13 protein-coding genes and 1 pseudogene are annotated in these 23,504 nt (G+C 38.2%); 6 read left to right on the forward strand and 8 right to left on the reverse strand.

Annotated elements, in window-relative coordinates; translation table 11 throughout:
- The first annotated feature begins 25 nt into the window (after positions 1-25).
- A complete protein-coding gene (locus ACE3RB_RS13390; protein ID WP_374464664.1) occupies positions 26-1,411 on the forward strand; it encodes an OmpP1/FadL family transporter in 1,386 nt (461 codons plus the stop codon).
- A gap of 53 nt (positions 1,412-1,464) precedes the next feature.
- Here the strand turns inward: ACE3RB_RS13390 and ACE3RB_RS13395 are convergent, their stop codons facing one another.
- Both ACE3RB_RS13395 and ACE3RB_RS13400 read right to left on the reverse strand, forming a co-directional pair.
- Positions 1,465-2,193, reverse strand: a complete 729-nt coding sequence (locus tag ACE3RB_RS13395; protein WP_332389116.1) for a ZIP family metal transporter — start codon at positions 2,191-2,193, stop codon at positions 1,465-1,467.
- Positions 2,126-2,917, reverse strand: coding sequence for a class I SAM-dependent methyltransferase (locus ACE3RB_RS13400; RefSeq protein ID WP_374464665.1), 792 nt, complete (start codon positions 2,915-2,917; stop codon positions 2,126-2,128). The genes ACE3RB_RS13395 and ACE3RB_RS13400 overlap by 68 nt, the downstream gene beginning before the upstream one ends.
- A 137-nt stretch (positions 2,918-3,054) precedes the next feature.
- Here ACE3RB_RS13400 and ACE3RB_RS13405 point away from each other — a divergent pair, with 137 nt between their 5' ends.
- Positions 3,055-4,221, forward strand: coding sequence for a class I SAM-dependent RNA methyltransferase (locus ACE3RB_RS13405; protein ID WP_374464666.1), 1,167 nt, complete (start codon positions 3,055-3,057; stop codon positions 4,219-4,221).
- Between the two features lie 500 nt (positions 4,222-4,721).
- On the opposite strand, the gene ACE3RB_RS13410 is transcribed toward ACE3RB_RS13405, so the two are convergent.
- Entirely contained in the window at positions 4,722-5,528 is an 807-nt protein-coding gene (locus ACE3RB_RS13410; protein ID WP_374464667.1) for a helix-turn-helix domain-containing protein, read from the reverse strand.
- A gap of 215 nt (positions 5,529-5,743) precedes the next feature.
- A pseudogene (locus tag ACE3RB_RS13415) lies at positions 5,744-6,749 on the reverse strand (SDR family NAD(P)-dependent oxidoreductase).
- 208 nt (positions 6,750-6,957) lie between these two features.
- On the opposite strand from ACE3RB_RS13415, the gene ACE3RB_RS13420 reads away from it, so the two are divergent.
- On the forward strand, positions 6,958-7,962 hold the full coding sequence (locus ACE3RB_RS13420; protein ID WP_374464668.1) for a glycosyltransferase family 2 protein: 1,005 nt from the start codon (positions 6,958-6,960) through the stop codon (positions 7,960-7,962).
- A gap of 168 nt (positions 7,963-8,130) precedes the next feature.
- Here the strand turns inward: ACE3RB_RS13420 and ACE3RB_RS13425 are convergent, their stop codons facing one another.
- Positions 8,131-9,360, reverse strand: coding sequence for an aminotransferase class I/II-fold pyridoxal phosphate-dependent enzyme (locus ACE3RB_RS13425; RefSeq protein WP_374464669.1), 1,230 nt, complete (start codon positions 9,358-9,360; stop codon positions 8,131-8,133).
- Positions 9,361-9,517: 157 nt separating this feature from the next.
- Here ACE3RB_RS13425 and ACE3RB_RS13430 point away from each other — a divergent pair, with 157 nt between their 5' ends.
- Positions 9,518-9,976, forward strand: a complete 459-nt coding sequence (locus ACE3RB_RS13430) for an Lrp/AsnC family transcriptional regulator (RefSeq protein ID WP_332389122.1) — start codon at positions 9,518-9,520, stop codon at positions 9,974-9,976.
- 35 nt (positions 9,977-10,011) lie between these two features.
- Here ACE3RB_RS13430 and ACE3RB_RS13435 read toward each other — a convergent pair whose 3' ends face one another.
- The 3 genes from ACE3RB_RS13435 to ACE3RB_RS13445 form a co-directional block, all read right to left on the reverse strand.
- Positions 10,012-11,103, reverse strand: a complete 1,092-nt coding sequence (locus ACE3RB_RS13435) for a serine hydrolase domain-containing protein (RefSeq protein ID WP_374464670.1) — start codon at positions 11,101-11,103, stop codon at positions 10,012-10,014.
- 182 nt (positions 11,104-11,285) lie between these two features.
- Positions 11,286-12,314 (reverse strand): bestrophin family protein, encoded by a 1,029-nt coding sequence (locus ACE3RB_RS13440; RefSeq protein WP_131438487.1) that lies wholly within the window; start codon positions 12,312-12,314, stop codon positions 11,286-11,288.
- Between the two features lie 114 nt (positions 12,315-12,428).
- On the reverse strand, positions 12,429-14,501 hold the full coding sequence (locus ACE3RB_RS13445; RefSeq protein WP_374464671.1) for a thiamine pyrophosphate-dependent enzyme: 2,073 nt from the start codon (positions 14,499-14,501) through the stop codon (positions 12,429-12,431).
- Between the two features lie 345 nt (positions 14,502-14,846).
- Here ACE3RB_RS13445 and dnaE point away from each other — a divergent pair, with 345 nt between their 5' ends.
- Positions 14,847-19,514 carry a DNA polymerase III subunit alpha gene (gene dnaE, locus ACE3RB_RS13450; RefSeq protein WP_374464672.1) on the forward strand — a complete coding sequence of 1,556 codons (4,668 nt, stop codon included), beginning with the start codon at positions 14,847-14,849 and terminating at the stop codon, positions 19,512-19,514.
- A gap of 347 nt (positions 19,515-19,861) precedes the next feature.
- Positions 19,862-23,398: a T9SS type A sorting domain-containing protein gene (locus ACE3RB_RS13455; protein WP_374464673.1), complete on the forward strand. Its 3,537-nt coding sequence runs from the start codon at positions 19,862-19,864 to the stop codon at positions 23,396-23,398.
- Positions 23,399-23,504 lie beyond the last annotated feature (106 nt).

Here is a 23,504-nt window from a genome sequence, read left to right on the forward strand (position 1 = left end):
AATGTTAAAAAAATCTTTAGTATTAATGAGTATTTCTGCTGCATTTTATGCGCAGGCTCAGGATGTTTCTGTGATAAGAAATACTGTAGAAGTTTACTCAAGTACTCCTATGGTGGGGTCAGCTAAGTTTAATGCAATGGCTGGAGCTAATGGTGCGCTGGGTGGTGATGCAAATTCTTTGCTTACGAACCCTGCAGGTTTAGGAGTAGCTATTTCAGGAGAGGTTTCAGGAACTTTATCTATTTTAGGAAATAAAAACAGCAGTTCTTTAGCGGGAGCTACCATAGATTATAGCAAAACGAAAGGTGATCTTGGAAATGCCGGAGGAATCATTGCTTTTCCTTTGATGACAGAAACAGGATGGAAGTTTATCAATATCGGTATTAATTTTTCTAATCAGACGCTGGACAATGTAATTCAGTCTCCGGGAAATAATAATATCGTGTATGCTTTTGATAAGGATGATATCACCAAAGATGCTGCGCTGGCAGGCCATATTTATGAAAGATATGGTAATTTGTCAAAGATGAGCTTTGGGGTTGGGGCCAATTATAATCATAATTTATATTTAGGAGCAGGTTTTAATTTCTTTAATGCCTCACTGGATCAGTATGACAGCTTATTTTACCGAAACCTGACAAATAATTCTACGGAAGGATTCAGTAAGCAGGATACCCCTTATTCAGAAAGATCTTCAGGTTTTTCAGCTTCCTTAGGGGTGATTGGAAAGCTAAGCCCTAATTTCAGAGTGGGAGCATCCCTTGAGACGCCTACATTCTGGACAATAGACAGAAATTATTATTTCTACAACGATCCTGTTTACGGAGATGATATGGGTGCTGAAAACAGAAAGTTTACTTCACCGCTTAAAGCAACTGTGAGTGCAGCTTTTGTAGCAAGTAAAAATTTCTCATTAAACGTAGATTATACCCTTGGCCTTACAAAACCTGATTACAAAGTGTATGGAAGTGCAGAAAGAGAATTGAATGACTTCTTTAAAGATAATTACAAGAACCTTTCGGAAGTAAGAGTAGGAGCTGAGTACAGAGTACAGCAGTTCAGGCTGAGAGGTGGTTATTCTTACCAGTCAAGTCCGTTTGATGCCCTTACAATCAGCAGGTTTAATGATGCCGGTACTGTAGGTGACGAATCTTACAGCAATCTGATGCTAAGTGACAGAAATACACTTTCATTCGGTATCGGATATGATTTCAAATCATTCTACATTGATGCATCTTATCAGAACATTTCTTCCAAATATGTAAACCCTTTTATGAGAGGATATATGGGAGATAACTTTGACTCATCTTATTATTCTTCAAGTAAGATCTTAGAAAGTCCGGATTATGCTGTAAGTAATGTAAAAAACAACAGAAATAATTTCTTCCTTACATTAGGATGGAAATTCTAAGCTTTACATAAGCTATATAATAAAAGCTCCGGATTCCGGAGCTTTTTATTTTTTTAATGAGAATGAGCAGTGGGATGCTGATGAAAAAGATGCATCATCAATGCAAGTGAAACACCTAAAACAACCAGCCCGATTTTTACCCAGTCTATATTGTGATTTTTATTGCTTTCAAAAATGATAACGGATGAAATATGCAGGAAAATTCCGCCTACAACAGCTAGAAAATAAGGCTGTAGATCGGGATTGAAATAATTCCCCAATAACATTCCCATTGGAGAAGCCAGTGCAAATAAGGCTACAATGAGAATAGAGGGATAAGATGAGGAAGCTTTTGATTCTCCTTTTCTGTTAAATAAAAAGGCTCCCAGAATGAATGATATGGGAAGATTGTGAAATACAATTCCCCAAAGGTAAGGCGACATCTCGTGCTGTTCATTAGCCAAAGGAATTCCTTCAATAAAAGCATGGATGAATAATCCCACCATTAAAGCAACGGGAAGAATGTTATGTTCATTATGATGATGGAAGTGTCCGTGCTCAAAACCTTTGGTAAGAGCCTCCAGAATCATCTGAAGAAGTACTCCTGCGATGACGAATATCCCAAGATTGCTGCTTCCCGATGAGGTATAAACCTGAGGAAAAACTTCATTGAGACAGATCGTAATCAGAAACCCGGCACTTAATATCAGAAGGTTTTTGGCCAGTTTCTCTTTCTTACCAAAGTATTTTCCCAGAAATACTCCTGTTACGACACTTAAAATCAGTAAAAATACTGTTGTCATTATTTTTTTTAAATAAATTGATGCATCGCGGGGAATTTTCTTTTTTAAATTCATTCAGCTGATAATCTCCCCAGATTTTTATTCTTTCAAACCCACATTCAGAAGCATAACTGTGAATGGCTTCCAAGGTGTGAAGCTTTACTTTTTCAAAGAAATGAAAAGGTTTACCGTCCGCTTCAAAACGGATATCTTTGATGATATGCCTGCCTTCGATCTTCTTAAGGATTCTGAATTCAATATCCCCGCGGGTAATCGTGGTTTCGGGAACCAAAGTATTTCTTACAAATTCCTCATTCAGATAGTCCAGTACAAAATATCCTCCCGGTTTTAAAACGTTGTAAACCGACTGAAATACCTTTTTGTCATCGTTTTCATTGTCAAAATACCCAAAACTCGTAAATAAATTGAATACCGCATCCATAGGATCTGCATCAATCGGGTTTCTCATATCATGAACTTCAAAAAGCAGGGTTTGATTTTCATACTGTTTGTCAGATTCAATACTTTGTCTTGAAAGGTCCAGTCCCAAAACATCATACCCTAATTTGTTGAGGAAAACCGAGTGTCTTCCCTTACCGCAGGCAAGATCTATGATTTTCGACTGAGGCGGAAGCTGGAGATCCGCAGTGAGCTTTGTAATGAAGTTTTCAGCTTCAGTATAGTCTCTGTTGCTGTAAAGCAAATGATAATAAGGGGTATCAAACCAAGATTCAAACCATTCCATAACGCAAAAATAGTTAAATTTGTGCGGTTAAAAGCAAAGTATTTTACAACATTAAGAGATTGAAAAATTCAATTAGGCTAGAAATTGGATAGCTAATCTTTTAATTTTTAAAGCTTTAAATCTTTTAATTTATACGTATGGATACAGAAAATATAAAAATACAGATAAAAACATTCTTCGGATTGGAACAGATTCTGGCAGAAGAAATCAAGAAATTAGGGGGAAGAAATGTTGAAATCAAGAACAGGGCGGTAAATTGTGAAGGAGATCTTGGTTTTCTTTATAAAATCAATTATTCTGCAAGAACGGCATTGAAAATACTGGTGCCCATTCATGAGTTCAAGGCTTTTAATCAGCATCAGTTCTATGACAGGTTATTCAAATTTGAATGGGATAATTTTATGGATGTGGACCAGTCTTTCTCCATTGATGCAACGGTAAACTCTGAAACATTCAAACATTCTCAGTTTGTGACTCTGAAAATGAAGGATGCTATCGTAGATTATTTCCAGGAAAAATTCAAAAGACGTCCGAATGTGGAAACGAGAAATCCGGATATTAAATTCCATCTTCATATTGACCGGGAGCTGGTGATGATTTCCATGGATTCTTCCGGAGACCCTTTATTTAAAAGAGGCTACAGAAGAGAGCAGGGGGAAGCACCTATCAATGAAGTTCTGGCAAGCGGAATGCTTCAGCTGGCAGGCTGGGACGGAAAGGGAAATTTTCTTGATCCGATGTGTGGCTCGGGAACATTGCTGATTGAAGCTGCGATGATCGCGATGGATCTTCCGGCACAGATTTTCAGAAAGAGATTCGGGTTCCAGAACTGGAATAACTACGATGCCGATCTGTTTGCAAAGATCAAAGAATTCAGAGTAAACAGAATCAAACAGTTTGACGGGAAAATTGTAGGATACGATATTGATGCAAGAATGCTGAATGCTGCAAGGATGAATGTGGAGGCAGCGGAAATGGAAGATGTTATTGAGATTAAAAAACAAAACTTCTTTGATTCCAAAAAAGAGCTTTTCCCGTTATTAATGGTATTCAACCCACCATACGATGAGAGAATCTCCATTAATGATGATGACTTCTACAAAAAGATCGGAGATACCTTTAAAACAAATTATCCGAATACACTGGCATGGCTGATCTCTTCTGACCTGGAAGCTGTGAAGAAAATAGGATTGCGTCCTTCCAGAAAAATCAAACTTTTCAACGGAAAACTGGAAACAAGATTTTTACAGTACGAAATGTATGAAGGCACAAAGAAAGTACATAAGCTGGAAGGTAATAATTAATAATCTCTGAGATTAATGTCGTGGAATTTTCTAGAAGTATTTGATATCATTGTGGATGCTCTGAGGTTGTTTAGCTCCTCTGATCCGTCAGGTTCAACTTCTTCTTACAGGAAAAGTTTAAATTATGATGAAAAACCTCAAAAGAAAGAATCAAAAAAATCCAGATATTTCACAGAGAAGGTAAGTGCGGTGGCGCTAACATTCGCAGTATTTTTGTTTTTTATTGTTTTTAAAGATCCTTTACCGGCGCAAAATTATATACAAACTTTATTTGTAATGTCTTTAATAGGAACCGGAATTTCGTTTTTGGTATTTTTTGTTCTGTATGTGATGAAGGTTTATTATTTTAAAACACTGTTGAAGATGCTTCTTTTCAGCTGTTCAATTATTGCGTTTTTCATTTCTGTGGTTATGTGTATTTATTTTAAGTCAGGGTTGTTTATCTAGGAAATTATTTTCACTATAAATAAAAAGGTTGTACCCATCAGTACAACCTTTTTTTATCTTGCCAGTGAAGGTGCAAACCCATACTGTTTTTTAAAAGCATGCGAAAAATGTGACAGATCTTCAAAACCCACTTCCAGAAAAACATCGGAAGGTTTTTTATTCTTTTCTGACAAATGATAATAGGCCAGTTCCAGGCGCTTTTGGGTAAGCCACCGTTGTGGAGTGGTCTGAAAAATTCTTCTGAAATCCCGGTTGAACGTAGATAAGTTTCTTCCTGTGAGATATCCAAATCGTTCCAGAGGCATATTGAACATATAATTCTTTTCCATAAAATTAATCAGGTCCACTTTTCCCGGCTCATCAAAATCAGCAAGTACAGCATCAATATCCGGATCAATTTCCCTTAAAATACTGATGGCTTCAGTGATCTTTAAATGAGCAATATTTTCAGGAAATGGCCCTTCAATTTCAAAATAAGGAATGAGTGAGCTAAGACAGCTCTTCAGAAGCGGATGGCTGCTGAAACTGTGGATACTGGAGTCCCGCTGGCTGTTTTTCTTTTGATGATCAACAGAACTGTAAAAATCTCTGAGGCGCTCTGTCGTAAGATGCATCACTACAGCCTTATGTGGCAGCCCGTCTTTCGGATAATTGATAATGGTAGCAAGATGATTTCTTGGAATCAGAAAAATATCTCCTGCCTTAAATAAATAGGTTTTATCTGCCTGGATAATTTTTGTTTCTCCTGATATGAACCAGACCAACATATGGTATTCAAAAACCGTTTCCGTTTTGAACAGTTTATCGTCATAACTGGAAAGCTTGATATCCGGTGTGAGATATTGTATCTGGAAATCCATTGTCAAAAGTTTTTCATTACAAATGTATTTAAAAATGGCGACTATATAGAATTTTACACTATTGTCATTGACTACGTCGAATCTTCGATTTCTGACGAAGGAAGAATTTCATGTAAAGCTTAGATTCTTCATTTCACTGCGTTACATTCAGAATGACAGCGTCATAAAAAGATAGAAGAATTAATGTAGGATTGTATATAATTGCCTAAAAATAGTTACTTGGAATCAAAGTTAAATCCTAACATCTCTTCACTCAGTTTCCATAATTGCTCAGCATTTTCCTTATCAATAGAATAGGGCTGTACTCCACGGATGGTTGCCGGTTCATCAAACCTGTGCTCAATTTGTCCTCTGTCTATTTCAGCAATATCACAGTTTTCACAGTAAACACCTCCGATTTCTTGAAGCAACGGACTTACAGCACACCAGACTGTAGTGGCGGCTCCTTGTGGAATTGTTTTTAGCCGGGCTTGCACTTCAGGTTTGATATTTCCGTTTTCATCATGTGTTCCAAGCTGTTTAAAAAGTTCGATGGGTTCTTCTCTTCCCAGATCAGTACCATACACAGAACCCGGATGAAGAGAATAGGCTCTGATGTGGTGTTCTTTACCTCTTTCATCCAATGCTACAGCAAATAAATTACAGGCTGTTTTGGATTGTCCGTATCCGGTCATACTCTCTTTTCTCAAAATTGGGATCTTCAAAATCAAACGGTGCCATCTGATGTCCATAAGAAGAAACACTGATAACCCGTGCGCTATTTGATTTTTTCAGTGCCGGCCATAGTTTTGCGGTAAGATGGAACTGTCCCAGATAATTGGTTGCCAGTTGAGACTCGATGCCTCGGCTGTCCCTGCGGAGAGGCACCCACATAATTCCTGCATTATTAATAAGAATATCCAGACTTCGACCTGATGCTGTAAATCGTTCTGCAAAAGCATCAATGGATGAGGGATCCATCAGATCCATTTTTTCAAGTTCAATATTTTCAATTCCTGTGAGATTTTTTCCTGCCTTTTCAATGTCCCTTGCAGGAATAATGACATGGGCTCCGACTGAGGTAAGTGCTTTTGTGGTTTCGAGGCCGATTCCTGCATAACCGCCGGTAATGATCACTGTTTTTCCGGTCAGATCAATTCCCTGAATAACTTCCTGAGCGGTTGAAAAAGCATTAAAACCTGATAGGATAGGTTGCTGTAATGAGCTGATAATTGGTTCCATTTTTTATTGGTTTAAATTTCTATAGCAAAGTTAGAATGGATTCGCAGGGTTTATTTTGTTTAAAATGCCAAATAACTTGGTTCAGAATTTCATGCGTAATCCCTATTTACTAAGGTGAATAAAACTCAACATCGTTAATTTCTCTCAATAAGCTGTTAAACTGTTTGTAGGTTGTTCCGCGAATAAGTAATTTTGAAAAATTTTCAATTTGAAGCCCACTATTTCCATTGTCGTTGCTATTTATAACCGAAAAGACGAGCTTTTTGAGTTGCTGACTTCCCTTACCCAGCAGACGGATAAGGAGTTCGAGATCATTATTGTAGATGATGGTTCTATCATCGACCTGAAGCCTACCATTAAAAATTTTGATGGAATTCTGGATATTAAATATTTCAGAAAAGATAATTCAGGACCGGGACTGACAAGAAACTACGGGGCAGCAAGAGCCGCAAATGAATGGCTGGTATTTGTAGACAGCGATGTCATCGTTGAAAAAGATTATATAGAGCATATTAAAAAAGATATCCTGACCATTCCCTGTGATGCTTTTGGAGGAGCAGATAAAGCGCATAAAGGATTTAACCTGATGCAGAAGGCTATTTCCTATTCTATGACCTCAGTGTTTACAACGGGAGGAATCAGGGGAAGTAAGAAAGCGGTTTCCAAATTTCAGCCCCGAAGTTTTAATATGGGCGTGAAAAAAGAAGTCTTTAAGAAAGTGGGCGGGTTTTCTGAAATGAGAATCGGTGAGGATCCGGATCTTTCTATGACGCTTTGGGAAAATGGATTTACCACTGCTTTTTTTGATGATATTGCCGTTTATCATAAACGCAGAGTTGATTTTGGAAAATTCTCCAAACAGGTCTATCAGTTTGGTTGTGCAAGACCGATTCTTAACCAGAGACACCCGAATTATGTGAAAATCTCTTTCGCATTTCCTACCTTATTTATGTTAGGGTATGTAATGGGCTTCCTGGAGTATTTCATCATACATAGAGGAATCACCCTTGCTTTTTATGGGTTGTATACTTTCCTGGTGTTGTTTCACGCCTTATTGCTGACCAAAAATATCAGTATTGCCGGAATGGCGGTTATTTCCACTTATATTCAGATGTTTTCCTACGGATACGGTTTCTTAAAATCCTGGATTTTGCTGAATGTTTTCAGAATGAAACCTGAAGATGCCTTTCCGCATCATTATTATAAGAAATAGTAAGATGTAATTTTTAAGTTTGGGCTAAAGCCCATTCCTATTGATTTTCTTTAGCAGGAATTATTATACACAAAGTTGTCATTCCGTAGGAATCTAAAATTATATGTTGTGATTTAAACCAAAATAAAAAAGGCTGTTTCAAAAACGAAGCAGCCTTTTACAATAAATTTAGGATATGGAAATGTTTTCATGGTGGTTAAGAACTCCTACTTTCAGCATACATTCCTTCATTTTCTGGTAAGTTCTTTTGATATCGTGGTCAAGACCGATGGAGAATCTGATCAGCCCGTCAGAAATACCTATGGAAGCCCTTTCTTCTTCAGGGATTTCAGAGGAGGTAGATTTCCCTGAGCATGAGAATAAGGTCTTGTAGAAACCTAAGCTTACTGCGAGATACCCCAGGTTTTCTGTCTGCATCAGTTCCATCAGTTCGTTTGCTTTTTCTGTCGTTCCGGCATCCAGCGTCAGCAATCCTCCGTATCCGTATTCTTCATGAATCATGCTTTTCATCAATTCATGGTTTTTGTGTGATGGCAATCCCGGATAAGATACTTTTAATCCGTCTTTTTCGAATCTTTCTGCAAGATACATGGCATTGTGACTATGTTGTTTGATTCGGATATGTAATGTTCTCAGGTTTTTCAGAATGCTTGAAGATCTCAGGCTGTCCATCGTAGGCCCAAGAAGCATACATGCTCCTGAATTCACATTTTTAGTATCGTCAATGAAAGCCTGTGTTGCACAATATACACCTCCTACCGTATCGCTGCTTCCGTTGATGAATTTTGTCAGGCTGTGAATCACAACATCTGCCCCGAATAATGTAGGAGAGATCGAAAGAGGGGAGAAGGTATTGTCTACAACCAGTTTCAGGTTATGTTTTTTGCAGATTTCAGAAAGTTTTCGAAGGTCTGCCACCTCAAGAAGCGGATTGCTCACACTTTCGCAATAAATAACTTTAGTATTGGGTGTGATGGCATTTTCTATAGATTCAAAATTGTTGATATCAACAAAAGTAGTCGCTACATTAAACTGGGGAAAGAAGTTTTTAAGAAAAGCATAGGTTCCTCCGTAGATGGTTCTGCTTGAAATAATATGGTCTCCGCTTTTGCAAAGCTGCATCAAAACAGAAGTGATGGCTCCCATTCCGGATGCTGTAACGTTGGCCGATTCTGTGTTTTCCATCTTGGCAAGAGCCTGAGCCAGGTAAAGGTTCATCGGGGATGAATGTCTGGAATACAGATAGCATCCTTCAGCATTCCCTTCAAAAGTATCAAACATCGTCTTTGCAGAAAGGAATGTATAAGTAGAGCTGTCAGAGATAGAAGGATTCACTCCTCCGAATTCACCAAAATACTGAAGATCCTGGATCTCATTGGCTGCGTTAAAGTTTTCCATAAATATCGTTTTTATTTTATGGTCTCAATTTGCATTAATTTGTTAATTATTACAACATAAATTTGAATTTATAGAAAATAAAACTGTAAAATATCGTTTATTTAGAAAAATTATTTAGTATCTTCGGGATTGTTAAATTTTCACCAAAAAAATATCTATGGAACTTGACGAAACTGACAGGAAACTCCTGTATTTTTTACAGGAAGACTGCAAACAAACCACCAAAGAATTGTCCGGTAAGCTTGGTTTGTCTGTTACAGCAATTTATGAGCGTGTCAAAAAGCTTGAAAATGCGGGCGTTATTTCAAAATATGTAGCCTTGCTGGACAAAAGTAAAGTTAAGAAAAATTTTATTGTGCTTTGCCATGTAAAATTAAGCCAGCACAAAAAAGAATTTGTACTTCAGTTTGAAAAGGAAGTGATGGATCTGGAGGAAGTTACAGAATGTTTTCATGTAAGCGGAGATTATGATTATATCCTTAAAATAGGAGTGAAGGATATTGAAGACTACCGCAGCTTTATGCTGACGAAACTTACAACGCTTCAGCACATTGCAAGCACACACAGTTCATTTATGATTTCCGAAGTAAAAAATACAACAGCAATCGTATTATAGATAGCCGAAACTTTTGGCTTAGATTGAACGGGAGATTAATCCTTATCAATCTCCTTGGTGACTTTATCAATAAAATAATGAAGTCTTTTAATCTCGGTTCTGCCTCTGTTTTTATCATTCAAAAAACAGGTCGTCACGACAACCGTTTTTAAATCCGGGATGACACAGATGAGCTGTCCTCCATAGCCGGTTGCTACAAAAGCCTGGTGTCCGTTGGTTTTTCTGCGCCACCAGTAATAGCCATATCCGTTGGCATCCGGCATTACGTCCCAGAAATCCAGTTTTACCTGTTCAGCTGTAGATTCCTGGATCCACTTCTGGGATACAATCTGTCTGCCTCCTAATTTTCCGTTATTCAGGACCATTAAACCAAATTTCAACATATCTTCAGACTTCATAAAAAGTTCAGAGCCTGCAAGATTTCTGTTCATGGAATCTGTATCCCATCGGGGAGTATTCATTTTTAATGGCCTCAAAAGATTTTCTGTTGCGAACTGCTTGAGGTTGTTTTTTACAATTTTTGCCAGTGCAGCGCCAAAAAGGTGAGATTCGCCGCTGTTGTAATTGAATACAGTTCCCGGATATTCCTCAAAAGGAAGATCCAGTACAAACTTTACAGGATCACCGGAAAATGACATTGCTGTTGAGATTTTTGAATTTTCAACCCAGTCAAAACCTCCCTGCATGGTCAGCAGATTTTTTAACGTTAATGTATTTCTTATTGAATCGTGAAGCACTTTCCCTTCGATATTGGAAATATTTTTGAAGCTGCTCCTTGAAACATTGTATTCCGGAAGGATTTTTAAAACCGGAGTGTTGAGATTAGGAAGTAAGTTTTTATCCTTAGCAATTCCTGCAAGAACAGAAACAATACTTTTGGTGACAGATTTTATACTGAAAACAGTCTCTTTGCTGGCTCCGTGAGAATATTGCTCATAAATTATCCTGTAATTCTGAGAAACAATGAAAGATCCCAGAGAAGGAATACTGTCGTTGATTTCTTTGGTGAATCTGCCTGTGAATTCTTTGGGTAATTCTTTGTTGAAAGCAGTCTGTGATTTTACTTCAGGACAAGATAGGAAAAGACACAGCATTGTCATAACCTGCAGTACTTGCTTGGATCTCATTGTTAAAAAAGAAGGATAAATTATTCGTGGAGAAAATTATAAGTTAAAATCTGTCCGAAATAGAACAGTAGCTCAATTTTGGACAGATTTCAGCTGATGTTTTCAACTCTCTAAGTTATGAAATAACAATGAAATTTGAAATATATTTTGAAGTTTTTTACAATGATTTTGGGAAAAAGAAATTATACCAGAACTCCGTTTTTGGAAGAGATAGGATCAGGAAGTTCCGTTTCTCCGCCTAGCTGAAGAAGATCAATTTCAATGGTTCTGCATATAGAAAGCATAGGAACGTCAAACATCAGCCCCGCAAAAGGGTTCTCGGAATAATCTCCCACCAGTTCCATAATGATGTAGATCCATCCTATGATGATACAGAAAGGAATTGAGGTCCAGATTCCCCAGTCGCCAAGTTTTGCGAACTCGTTTACCAATCCCAGCGGAAGAAGCATGATAAACAGGATATTAAAAACAAAGGCTGTACTGGCAAATTGTCTTGGTGAAGGAAACTTCTTGATTCTTTCTGCCTGCCCCTGGAAATTATAGAATTCATTCAGACTGTTCTGCAGCTGGGTCTGATTGAAATCTGTGATAGCATTCATGTTTTTCAGTTCATTGATGTCTTTTGCCTGCTGGGCAATCAGGTAAGTAGCGAAGTTTTTATAATCATTTTTAAGATCATATTCCTCTTCTGAAAGGTATTTATGTAAGAAAATAGGAGCTCTTCCGTAATCAGGAAATCCTGCTTTGATCAGTCTGTTTCTTCTCAGGTTGATATTCCCGAATTTATTTTCTGTGCTGATATGCTCCCATTCTGTTGGAACCAGAAGCTGCTCACGGAAAGTATACAGCCATGCAATATGACGGTAAACAATTTTTCTTTTACGGTCTTCAAGATCAAATACGCCGATTTCTTCATTTTTAGTATCAAAAGCGTATACCATAGAAGCAAATGAGCGGCTTGAATTCACAATTCCGCCCCAGATTTTTCTGGCTTCCCAAAGTCTGTCGTAAGCCTGGTTGTTTTTGAAACCTACAAGGAATGCTTCTGCAGTACCAATCAGCGCAACAGGAACCCATGGAATTGTCATCCATTGCCAGTTAAAGAAATAGAACAGCACAGCGATCAGGGTACACCAGATTGAAATCAGGATGAGATGAAAACCTGATAAATTGAGAACCTGCTTATAATTGACGTATTTGGTTGTGATCATAAAAACGTATGAAATTAGGTGTGCATATAAACAAAATAGATACCAAAATGAGGTATCCGTTCTATTTATTAAAATTAATAAAAAAACCTCTGAAAAATCAGAGGTTTCATATATTTAATATTTCAGCATTTCTTCGATCTTATTAGAAAGCTTCTCTGCATTCGGAAGCATTTCTTTTTCCAGTACAAGATTGATAGGTACAGCAGGTACATCCAGCGATCCCATTGTTTCTACAGGAGCATCAAGATACCTGAAGCAGTTTTTAGAAATACGGTGAGCAAATGCTTCTGCAAATGAGTTGTTAAGTTGCTCTTCAGTGAGAACAATACATTTTCCATGTGCTTTCACTCTTTCGAAAACAAGTTCTTCATCAAGAGGAATTAAAGTTCTTAAATCAATCACTTCAACTCTTCCGTTGAAATTCTTAGCGGCTTCTTTAGCCCAGTAAACACCCATACCATAAGTAACGACCAATAAAGTTCTGCCTTTTTCAGTTTCAGTTTTATCAGCCTCGATGATTACTTTACCTTTCCCAAACGGAAGTACATAGTCTTCGGCCGGTTCTATAGTTTTTGCATCTTCAGTTCCCGGAACTTTACTCCAGTATAGTCCTTTGTGCTCAAGCATCACTACAGGATTCGGGTCGTAATAGGCTGCTTTTAATAATCCTTTAAAGTCTGCAGCATTACTTGGGTATGCTATTTTGATTCCTTTGATATTGGCAAGAATACTTTCAACACTTCCACTGTGGTAAGGTCCGCCACCGCCATATGCTCCGATAGGAACACGGATAATATTGCTTACCGGAAATTTCCCGCCGCTTAAATAACTTGATTTTGAAATTTCTGTAATTAACTGGTTAATACCCGGGTAGATATAGTCTGCAAACTGAACTTCAACGATTGGTTTTAATCCAACAGCACTCATACCAGCTGTAGACCCGATAATATAAGCTTCCTGAATGGCTGTGTTAAACACTCTTTTGCTTCCGAATTTTTTTCCTAGCGTAACCGTTTCCCGGAAAACCCCACCTATCCTTTCTCCTACATCCTGTCCGTAAAGAAGAGCTTCAGGATGTTTCCACATTAATTCCTGAATGGCGTGGATTGCGGCGTCTACCATTACAATTTTTTCACCGTTAGCAGGTTCACGTGTCCCTGTTTCTTCTGTGATAGGAGTAGGAGCAAAGACATGCTGCATTACGGTTTCGGGCTTCGGATCTTCTGCATTTTTAGCTTTTTCGAAAGCTTCTTCTGCCTCAAGACGTGCCTTTTTAGTGATTTGCTTTAGAAGATCTTCATCAACACCTGCTTCCAGTAAATATTTTCTAAGGATTTCTCCCGGATCTTTGGCTCTATGTTTAGTTAAATCTTCTTCATCTCTATAGAATTCTCTTCTTACTCCGGAAGTGTGATGCCCGATCAGTACTGTTTTTGCACAAACAACCAAAGGTTTTCTTTCTGTTCTTACGAAGTCTACAGCTTTTTTCATGGCTTCGAAACTTTCCACAAAATCAGTTCCGTCTACTCTCATTCTGCTTAATCCTGTGAATCCTGCTACAAAATCGTAGGCATCACAAGTTCTTGCTTCTTCTTTTGTTACAGAAATTCCCCATTCATTATCCTGAACAAGAAAGATGATAGGAAGCTGGTGCAAGGCAGCAAACTGTAATGCCTCACTTACTTCACCTTCTGTAACTGAATTGTCTCCAAGACTGCAGACAACAACCGGGTTGTTTTCAAAATTCTGAAGGTTAAAGTCCTGAATATATTTGATTCCCTGTGCTACTCCTGTCGTAGGTATAGTCTGCATTCCGGTTGCAGAACTCTGGTGAATGATCTTTGGCTTATTCTCATCTCTGCTGGAAGGATGCGAATAGTAAGATCTTCCTCCCGAAAAAGGGTCGTCAGCTTTAGCCAGTAATTGGAGCATTAATTGGTAAGGCTCAAAACCAATGCCTAAAAGAATACTTTCATCTCTGTAATAAGGAGAAACCCAGTCTTCTTTTTTTAACTGATAAGCTGTTGCAAGCTGGATGGCTTCGTGACCTCTGGAAGTACTGTGAACGTATTTGCATACGTTTCTGTTTTCTTCGTAAATATCAGCCATTGCCTTGGAGAGCATCATATGATTATACGCTTTGAGTAATATATCCTGAGAAACTTTTTCGTGAAGTGCATTTTCCATAGGAAGCAAATATACATAAAAAAACAAAATACTAACAACTGTTAGTATTTTGTAACAAATTCATTGATTTACTGAATATTCTATAATTATTTTTTTGAAATAGTCTTTTTTAGACTTCTGTTTTGTTAGTTTAAATGTAAAATGAAAATGAAATTTTTGAACAATTATAATAAGTAAAGTTTTTTAAGAAGCTATTGATATTCTATGCCCAATTAAGGTATTTTATTGATAATTTCGATATTGAGTTTCAAAAATGTTGATTGTTTATCTTGTAATATTACAGAAGGTAATTCGAAAAAATGAAGTAACTTTACATTCTCTTTTATAAAAAAGTTAGAGCATTATATGTATTTAATTTTTGACACAGAAACAACCGGTTTACCAAAAAATTTCAACGCTCCGCTTTCAGATTCGGATAACTGGCCGAGAATGGTACAGATTGCCTGGCAGCTGCACGATGATGACGGGAACTTGATTGAAAACCAGGATTATATAATAAAACCTGAAGGGTATGATATTTCCTTCAACGCAGCTAGAATTCACGGGATTACCACGAAAATTGCCAATGAGGAAGGACGAGATCTTCAGGAGATTTTGGAAGAATTTTCCAAAGTTTTGGAAAAGGTAAGAGTGGTTTCCGGGCATAATGTAGAGTTCGACTATAATATTGTAGGAGCAGAATTTTACAGGAAGAATCTTAAAGACAATCTCCAGGAAAAGCCCAAAGCGGATACCATGATTTTGGGTACCGACTTCTGTCAGCTTGGTGGAGGCCGTGGAGGAAGATTTAAACCTCCGAAACTTGAAGAGCTTTACGAAAAGCTTTACGGAAGTAAGTTTGATGAAGCCCATAATGCCGCAGCCGATGTTAATGCAACGGCCAGAGCTTTCTTCGAAATGGTAAGAATTGGAGTAGTTCCTGCAGAAACATTAAAGATTTCGGAAGACCAGCTGGCTTATTTCAAGAGTCTTTACCCGGATCCGATTAAGCCTTTCAATATTGTTATCAGAAGACAGGTTGCTGATTTTCATAATAAGAAAAAGCAGCAGGATTTTGGAAGCATTGATGAAATTGATTTAGGTAAATATTTCAATTTTGATAACCATAGTGTTTTCTCTACCCTTACAGCTACTTCAAGTATCAATGATCTGATTAAAAAAGCTTCTGATGAAAATTTTCCGGCTGTCGGAATGGTGGATCTCGGAAATATGATGGGAGCCTTTAAGTTCGTTTCAGCGGTGGAAGGGGCTAATGCAGACAGAGCGAAAAAACATAAAGAATATCTTGCCAAAAAACAGGAAGCAGAAGAAAACGGAACAGAATTTAATGAAGAAGAACCTGTTTCAGAACCGCTTATTCCTGTTGTGGGGTGTGAATTTTATATTTCAGACCGTTACGAGCAAAAGCAGTTTACCAAGGATGATCCTGACAGGAGAACGCAGGTGGTGCTTCTGGCAAAAGATTTTAACGGTTATAAAAATCTGGCAAAGCTTTCCAGTATCGGTTTCCTTAAAGGATTCTATTTTGGAGTTCCAAGGGTAAGCCGTGAACTGATTGCCCAATATAAAGAGGGAGTTATAGCTTTAACTTCCGGGATTATGGGGGATATTCCTGATGCAATCTTGAATACCGGTGAACAGAAAGGGGAAGAGCTTTTCAAATGGTGGAAAGATACTTTTGAAGATGATTTCTATGTACAGATTCAGAATCATAAACTACCTGAAGAAGAGCATTTGAATGAAGTGCTGTTATATCTGGCTGATAAATATAATGTCAAAATCTTAGCTCAGAACGAGACTTTTTACACCAATAAAGATGATGCCAACATCCAGGATATTGTAAGCTGTATCAAAGATGGTGAAAAACTTACAACACCTATAGGAAAAGGGTTTGGTAAAAGAAGGGGACTGGCGACAGGTGAATATTACATCAAGAGTGCAGATGAGATAAAAGAGGCCTTTTTAGCTTATCCGGATGCGTTTGATGCTTATGAAGAATTTACGGCGAAATTTAAACCCTATACTTTAAAAAGAGACGTACTGCTTCCTAAGTTTGATATTCCAGAGGAATTTATCCATGCAGAAGATGAGGTAGACGGAGGAAAAAGAGGGGAGATGGCTTATCTTACCTATCTTACTTATGAAGGAGCAAAGGTTAGATATAAAGATACAGGAATTACCGATGAAATTAAAGAGCGTCTTGACTTTGAGCTTGAAGTAATTGCCAATACCGGTTATCCGGGATACTTCCTTATTGTACAGGATTTCTGTAATGAAGCCCGTAAAATGGGAGTTTGGGTTGGCCCGGGAAGGGGTTCCGCTGCAGGATCTGCAGTAGCTTACTGTATCGGAATTACCAATGTAGACCCTATTAAATACGACCTCCTTTTTGAGAGATTCCTGAACCCGGAAAGGGTATCCATGCCCGATATTGATATTGACTTTGATGACGAAGGAAGAGACAGGGTTATCAAATGGGTAATTGAAAAATACGGACAGAGCCAGGTAGCGCAGATTATCACTTATTCTGTACTTGGAGGGAAGTCTGCGATTAAAGATGCAGGAAGAGTATTGGATGTTCCGATTCCTGATACGAATAATATTGCCAAGCTGATTCCTTCCACACCCGGAATGAACATTGCCAAAGCTTTGGCGAAATATGATAAATTAAAGCCGGAAGAGCAGATGCTCGTTGATGAAATGAGATATGTTCTGGAGAGTCCGGATGATTCGCGGCACGGAGTTTTAGCCAGTGCTAAAAAGATGGAAGGCTGTATCAGAAATACCGGAATCCACGCCTGTGGGGTTATTATCACACCGGAAGATGTGAGTAATCTGGTTCCTGTGACGATTGCTGCAAAAGATGCTGATATTTTGGTTTCTCAGTTTGACAACTCGGTGGCGGAAAGTGCAGGTCTTCTGAAAATGGACTTTTTGGGACTCAGAACACTGACGATCATTAAAGATGCTTTAAAACTGGTGAAGGCAAGACATGGAGTAGATATTGATCCGGATCTTATTCCGCTTGATGATGCTAAAACCTATCAGTTATTTAAAGAAGGAAGAACAGTGGGGATTTTCCAGTATGAAAGTCCCGGGATGCAAAAATACATGAGGGAGCTTAAACCAACGGTTTTTGCTGACCTTATTGCCATGAACGCTTTGTATCGTCCAGGTCCGATTAAATATATTCCAAACTTTATCAACAGAAAGCATGGAATTGAAGAAATTGTCTATGATTTACCTGAAACGGAAGAATATTTAAAAGAAACATACGGGATTACCGTTTATCAGGAGCAGGTAATGCTTTTATCCCAGAAACTGGCCAATTTTACCAAAGGTGAGGCCGATACGCTAAGAAAAGCAATGGGTAAAAAGCAGATTGACGTTCTGAATAAGATGTATCCGAAATTCATTGAAGGTGGCCGTAAAAACAACCTGAATGAAGAGAGGCTGGAGAAAATCTGGAATGACTGGAAAGCCTTTGCAGAATATGCCTTCAATAAGTCTCACTCAACATGTTATGCATTTATTGCTTATCAGACCGCTTATTTAAAAGCCAATTACCCGGCAGAATATATGGCGAGTGTGATGAGTAATAACATTAACAATACGGATTCAATTACCATGTTCATGGAAGATTGTAAAAGTATGGGAGTAGATGTATTAGGTCCCGATGTTAATGAATCTCAATATAAATTCTCAGTAAACGAAAAAGGGCAGATCCGTTTTGGGTTGGGAGCGATTAAGGGGATTGGTGAAGGACCGAGTGAGGCGATCACCAGAGAAAGGGAAAACGGAAGATTCAAAAATATTTACGATTTCTTTGAAAGAATTTTACCTTCCCAGATGAACAAAAGGGTAGCGGAAAGTTTGGTGCTTGCCGGTGCATTTGACGAGCTGGATTCATTCCACAGAGGTCAGTATTTTGATATTGATATGGCTGGAAAAACAAATCTGGAAAGACTGATCAGGTACGGACAAATCTTCCAGGAAAGTAAAAATGAGATGGAACACTCGTTATTTGCAGATTTTGCGGAAGAAGTTCAGATTGAACAGCCTAAACTTGCACCATGTCCCGAATGGCCAAATATGCATAAGCTCAATAAAGAAAAAGAGATTATTGGTTTCTACCTTTCTGCGCATCCGCTGGATGAATTTAAATATCAGTTTCAGTTTATGCAGGGGCAGCTTTCCAAGAAAGCTGTTCTGGAAAAAGGTGTGGAGGAGAAGATCGTTACCGATGAAGCTCCTGTTCTTGAGCCGGATTCCCAGGATGATGCTGTTGATTTAAGCGAGATTGTTTCTGATGATTTGTCAGTGGGAGAAGAAGAAGTTATAGAAGAAGTGACCAAAAAAGCAGAACCCAAAGGAAATTTCCTGTTCCTGAATCTCGATGAGGTGGATGCTTACAAAGAGCAGGCTTTTGCCAACAAGCAGGAGGAATTGTTTGAAGAGAAAGAGAAAGACTGGAAAACCCTTCAGAAAGAAAGGGAAAACGGCGGTGGAGGAAAAGAGTATACTGTAGCCGGTCTTATTACGGAATACAGGGTTCAGGATGGTTTCAGAAGTGGTGAGAAGGTTGCTTTTGTGACGCTGGAAGACTATTCCGGGTCATATTCATTCAGATTGGGAGACAGGGATTATATGAAACTGAAGGAAAAGCTGGAAGTTCAGAGATTTGTTATTTTTAAAATAAAATTTGCCCAGGTGAAAGACGGAAGAGTCTTTGTTAATGTAGTAGATGTTATAGAACTTCAGGAAGCATTCGAAAGATTTGCAAAAAGTATATCGCTTGTGATGGATGTAATGGATGTAAGACCTGAAGACCTTGACTTTTTCAGAACAGTCCTGGATCGGAATAAAGGAAATCAAAAGCTGAAGTTCTTTATTAAAAACCTTGAAGATGATTCCCATATCGAAGTGCAGTCTATGAAGCATTCCGTTGATCTGAACGGAGACCTGATCAAAGAAATTCAGTTATTGAATAAATATGAGTTTTATTTGAATTAGAATATAATAAAATATGAATATAAAGAGTGGCTTAGGTCATTCTTTTTTTGTTTGCATATTGAGAGTATTTATGAAAAATTTTTAATGTGTTTTTATGATAGTTAGAAAAATTTTCTGAAGTCTATTTTGATTGTATGGTAATTAAAATATTGATTATCAAATATTTGATATTTTTCAACATATTGCGAAATAAATATTAAAATTAAATAAACGTTTGATTTTATTGTATTTTTATGTTCTTTTTATTTGTTTTTATTTAAAATTTTATGATATTTTTTATTATTTCTTTTAAAATTTAAATTAATATTTATACATTTACCGCCCTAACTTTTATTATTACTATATTTATGAAGAAATTACTACTATTAAGTTTATTTTTAATAGCTTCCATTACAAATGCCCAGATAATGCTGGGTAGTGGAACCAGTCAGAGCGGAGTTGCGCCAATTGATGTCAACTACGGTTACAGCTATACACAGCAGATTTTTACTAAAAGTGAAATCAATGCCAATGCAGCCGGTAATATTACCGGGTTGAAATTTTATCTTCCCAATAATGCGGATATTTCCAAATCTGTAGATTGGGTTGTATATATTGGTCATACTACTAAAACCTCTTTTTCAGGAACTACAGACTGGGTTCCTGTTTCTGGTTTGACTCAGGTTTTTTCCGGAACAGTAAGTGCTTCCGCAGGTGAGGTGACGGTAAATTTTACAACTCCTTTTGCTTATAATAATACAGATAATTTATTGATTGCTGTTGATGAGAATACACCGGACTATACTGCATCTGCCAATAGATTCTATACTTTCTCAGGGGCTTCCAATTCTACTCTGTATTACAGAAGTGATTCAACAAACCCGGATCCTTCTTCACCTCCTAGCGGAACAAGAACAACAACAAAATCTGTGACAAATCTGCTGGGGCTTTCTCCCGGTGCTCCTGCTTGTCCGGTTGTTTCTGCTCCTGCAGCTGCGGCAACAAATGTTTCTGTATTGCCAACCATCACGTGGGCTTCTGCAAGTTCTGCTTCATCTTATAAGATCAGTATCGGAACAACACCTGGAGCAACCAATGTGATGAACATGCAGGATGTAGGAAATGTTACCTCATATACTTTAACGAATTCTTTGAGTTTTAACACTCAATACTATTATACAGTATATGCTTCTAATTCTACAGGAATTTCTGCTGCATGTACTGAGAGGTCTTTTACTACAACGTCAACATTAGAATGTCCTTCTGTAAATGCACCCACTACGGCTCAAACCGGTCTGCCTTTACGAACTCCGTTTTCATGGTCTGCTGTGAGCGGTGCTTTAGGATATAAGCTAAGTATCGGAACTTCTGCGGGATCATCCAATATTTTAAATAATTTTGATGTAGGAAATGTGACTGCATATACGCTTACTGCTGCACAGCAGCTGAGCCCGACAACCCAATATTATTATACTGTTACAGCTTATAATGGTGGCGTTGCGTCCGCAGGTTGTACTGAAAGAACGTTTACTACTACTGTTTCAGCTCCTGCAAATGATGACTGTTCCGGAGCTGTAAATTTAACAGTGAATCCTTCTTTGACTTGTTCAATAACAACTCCAGGTAATACTTTGGGGGCCACAGAATCTATGGCTGCTGGTACCTGTTCCGGTTCACCAAATGATGATGTTTGGTTTAAATTCACAGCAACTGCGACAAGCCATGTGATAGCATTGTCTAATGTAGCTTCTACCGGAGGTACAACAGGTGTTTCAGATATGTATTTCCAGGTATTGTCAGGAAGCTGCGGTACTCTGACAAGTATACTGTGTTCGGATCCTGATACAAATATTGTTACCGGCCTTACTCCAGGTCAGACTTACTATATCAGAGTATATACTTACTCATCTACAGTAACAGCTAACGCAAGTTTCAATATCTGTGTAAGTACACCACCGCCACCGCCGGCTAATGATGATTGTGCCAATGCAGTTGCGATCACAATTAATCCTGATATGGGTTGTGGTAGTGTAACAGCGGGGACTACATTGGGAGGAACAAGTTCAGGAGTTTCTCTGGGTACTTGTTCGGGAACAGCTGACGATGATGTTTGGTATAAATTTACTGCAATGTCAACAGGTCATACTTTCCAGCTGAAAAATATAGTTTCTGTAGGGAATGTTTCTACAACATCATTGTATGCTCAGGTATTTAGTGGTGTCTGCGGAGCTCTGGTAAGTACTGCATGTATCAGTTCAAATACAAACTTTACAAACTTAACTGGCCTTACTCCAGGTCAGACTTATTATGTGAGAGTATATACTTATGATGCTAATTCAGGCGCAAGTTTCTATGCAAGCTCCTTTAATATATGTATGGGAACACTTCCTGCAGCTCCTGCTAATGATGAATGTTCAGGTGCTGTTGCACTATCCGTTAGCCCAACACTAACGTGCGCTTCACCGGTATCCGGAACAACTCTGAGTGCAACTAATTCAGGATTGGCGGTAAGCCCATGTACAGGAACAGCGGATGATGATGTGTGGTACTCATTTACAGCTACAGGTACTGACCATATGGTAATGCTTTCAAATGTTACCGCTGTTGGAACATCTACATCTACCAGTGTGTATACTCAGGTGTTCAGTGGGGCTTGTGGTGCGCTGACAAGCATTAAATGCGGAACAGCAGTAAATACACCGCTTTCCGGTCTTACTCCAGGACAGACTTATTATGTAAGAATATACAATTCCAATACGAATGGTTCTACTTTGTATGCCAATAGTTTTAATATCTGTATCGGAACGCCTCCACCTCCACCTGTAAATGATGATTGTGCCAATGCAACATCTCTTACAGTGAGCAGTACAAATGCTTTTGTAAACGCATTGAACGGTTCTACTGTAAGTGCTACTTCAAGTTCTGGTGTAACTGCTCCTACATGCAGCACATCAGGTATTAATGATGATGTTTGGTATTCTTTTACAGCAACTGCAGCAACGCATCTAGTACATGTGCTGTATTCTGATAATGCAACAACTACACAGGTTTATTCCGGAACTTGTGGTTCTTTAACCGCTATTACTTGTTTTGCCGGTGACTATGGAAATTCCAATGTGCTGCTACAAAATCTTACTGTAGGACAGACTTACTATGTAAGAGTATTCTCAACTTCAAGTACAGCTACTACAACATCTAATTTTCAGATTGCTGTAACTACTCCTTCAGCTGTGGTAAATGATACTTGTGATACAGCTGTTGCAATAGCTTGTAACGGAACTGTTCAGGGAGTTAATGCTTTGGCTGGCGATGAAACGCTTCCTGCTTCAACGTGTGGAAGTACTGCTTCTTATAAAGGTGTTTGGTATACAGTTACAGCTACTGAAAACGGTCCTATTACTGTTGATGCTTGCGGTACACAATATGATGCTTATCTGAGGGTGTATACCGGTACCTGCGGATCACTTACATGTTTCAGTAACAGCTCAGGGGTAGGATATGCTGATACTGGCTGTACAGTAACTCTTTATAATGCTCCTACATTAACATTTACCGGAGTTGCAGGTACTACTTATTATGTATTACTTACAGGATATGCAGCATCCAGAATCGGTAACTACAGTATTTCTGTTACACAAGGATGCTCAGGGTTGGCAACAGCTGAGGTTGAAAAGAAAAATAATGAAATCAAAGCTTACCCTAATCCATTTGTAGATGTTCTGAATATTTCAGATGCTTCTAAGGTAAAATCTGCTTCTGTGGTTGATGCAGCTGGAAGGGTAGTGAAAACTATTGACAATCCTTCTTCTGAACTTCATTTAGCTGATCTGAAACAGGGAATGTACTTAGTGGTACTGAATATGAAAGACGGGTCTAAGCAAACCATTAAAGCAATTAAAAGATAAAATGTATTAATTATATAACATGAAACGACAGCTAAACAGCTGTCGTTTTTTTATTTTTAAATTTTTTAAAAGGTGTTTTTAAATTTATTGTAAATTCGTAGATGTA

Source organism: Chryseobacterium sp. (genome assembly GCF_041914225.1).
In the GTDB taxonomy this organism is placed as follows: Bacteria; Bacteroidota; Bacteroidia; order Flavobacteriales; family Weeksellaceae; genus Chryseobacterium.

What these genes read in the sequence shown, in the direction of transcription:
- ACE3RB_RS13435 (WP_374464670.1), bottom strand. Translation starts at nt 11,103, where the DNA reads ATGAGATCCAAGCAAGTACTGCAGGTTATGACAATGCTGTGTCTTTTC.
- ACE3RB_RS13400 (WP_374464665.1), bottom strand. Translation starts at nt 2,917, where the DNA reads ATGGAATGGTTTGAATCTTGGTTTGATACCCCTTATTATCATTTGCTT.
- ACE3RB_RS13410 (WP_374464667.1), bottom strand. Translation starts at nt 5,528, where the DNA reads ATGGATTTCCAGATACAATATCTCACACCGGATATCAAGCTTTCCAGT.
- ACE3RB_RS13440 (WP_131438487.1), bottom strand. Translation starts at nt 12,314, where the DNA reads ATGATCACAACCAAATACGTCAATTATAAGCAGGTTCTCAATTTATCA.
- ACE3RB_RS13390 (WP_374464664.1), top strand. Translation starts at nt 26, where the DNA reads ATGAGTATTTCTGCTGCATTTTATGCGCAGGCTCAGGATGTTTCTGTG.
- dnaE (WP_374464672.1), top strand. Translation starts at nt 14,847, where the DNA reads ATGTATTTAATTTTTGACACAGAAACAACCGGTTTACCAAAAAATTTC.
- ACE3RB_RS13455 (WP_374464673.1), top strand. Translation starts at nt 19,862, where the DNA reads ATGAAGAAATTACTACTATTAAGTTTATTTTTAATAGCTTCCATTACA.
- ACE3RB_RS13395 (WP_332389116.1), bottom strand. Translation starts at nt 2,193, where the DNA reads ATGACAACAGTATTTTTACTGATTTTAAGTGTCGTAACAGGAGTATTT.
- ACE3RB_RS13445 (WP_374464671.1), bottom strand. Translation starts at nt 14,501, where the DNA reads ATGGAAAATGCACTTCACGAAAAAGTTTCTCAGGATATATTACTCAAA.
- ACE3RB_RS13430 (WP_332389122.1), top strand. Translation starts at nt 9,518, where the DNA reads ATGGAACTTGACGAAACTGACAGGAAACTCCTGTATTTTTTACAGGAA.
- ACE3RB_RS13405 (WP_374464666.1), top strand. Translation starts at nt 3,055, where the DNA reads ATGGATACAGAAAATATAAAAATACAGATAAAAACATTCTTCGGATTG.
- ACE3RB_RS13425 (WP_374464669.1), bottom strand. Translation starts at nt 9,360, where the DNA reads ATGGAAAACTTTAACGCAGCCAATGAGATCCAGGATCTTCAGTATTTT.